At 63.0% G+C, this 1,245-nt stretch carries 1 protein-coding gene; it reads right to left on the bottom strand.

What is annotated here, in order from left to right; genetic code table 11:
• Window positions 1–1,245, bottom strand: a 1,245-nt coding sequence (locus tag KVT28_RS24650) for an Ig-like domain-containing protein (protein ID WP_254633652.1), incomplete at both ends; no start/stop codon positions are given.

Raw genomic sequence — 1,245 nt, 5'->3', positions numbered from 1 at the left:
ATCGGTCGCTGGCGTGAAGCTCCAGTGGCCATTCGGATCGGCAGTCGCAGAACCCTGTACCTTGCCGTCCATGATGAGAGTGACGATTTCACCCGGCTGAGCGGTGCCGCGCAGCTCCGGACGGGCGTCGTTGGTCAGGTCGCCGTTGTGCAGCATGCCGGTGTTGCCTTCCACGTCATCCCACGCGCCGATGATGGCCGGCGCAATGGCGTTGCCGCCCGCAATCAGCTCAAAGTCGAAGCCTGGCGATTCAGGGCTGATGTTGCCAGCCTGATCCTGCGCTTTCGCGGTGATGGAGTGGTCGCCATTCAGCAGTGGTGGAACCGGCGTGTATGACCAGTCGCCGTTGGCGTCGGCCTGGATGCTGCCGATCGCTTTGCCGTTGTCATAGATGATAACGACGCTGTTGGCTTCCGCGGTGCCCACGATTTGCGGCTGCGCGTCATCGGTGGTGTCACCGTTGTTAATCGGACCGGTCACGCTACCCTGATCGTCGATCACGAAGGTGATGACCGGTGCCGCAGGCGCGTCGGTGTCGATAACAATCAGGTACGGGTCAGACTCCTCAGAGCTGTTGCCCGCCGGGTCGGTCACGATGGTGGTGAACTCGTGCGGACCTTCGTTCAGCGGGGTGTCCGGCGTGAACTGCCAGCCGCCATTCCCGTCAGCAACAACGCTGCCGATTGGCTGCCCGTTGTCAATGATGGTGACCACGTCGCCCGGCTGCAGGCCGCTGCCGATAAGCGTCGGGGTGGTGTCGTCGGTCACGTCGCCGTTGCCCACGCTGCCCTGAATCGGGCCCACGTCGTCAATGATGTCCGCGATGCCGTCTCCGCCGGTGCCGCCTTCGCCCGGTTTGGTCGGGGCTTCAAGATCAATATCCAGCACGAAGTCAGCGGTTGGTGCACTCACGTTACCCGCCGCGTCTGTCGCGACCGCGATGAAGTGGTGCACGCCGTGCGCCAGCGCGGCGGATGGCGTGAAGCTCCAGTCGCCGAAGGCGTTGGCCTTAACCGTACCCAGCGAGGTGGTGCCGTCGAAGATTTCTACCATGCTGTTTGGCTTGGCTTTACCGACCAGCGTTGGCGTATCGTCGTTGGTCACGGTGCCGGACGCCATGCTGCCGGTGTGCGCTTCAACGTCGTCAATCGCGTAGTCGATGCTCACGGCCACGTTGCCGGTGTCGACGATGAACTCAATCGGCGCGGACTCGTCGCTCTGGTTACCCGCCGGATCTTCGATGAT

Source organism: Pantoea sp. GbtcB22 (assembly GCF_019091025.1).
In the GTDB taxonomy this organism is placed as follows: Bacteria; Pseudomonadota; Gammaproteobacteria; order Enterobacterales; family Enterobacteriaceae; genus Pantoea; species Pantoea leporis.
This window is presented reverse-complemented; position numbering and strand designations above follow the sequence as displayed.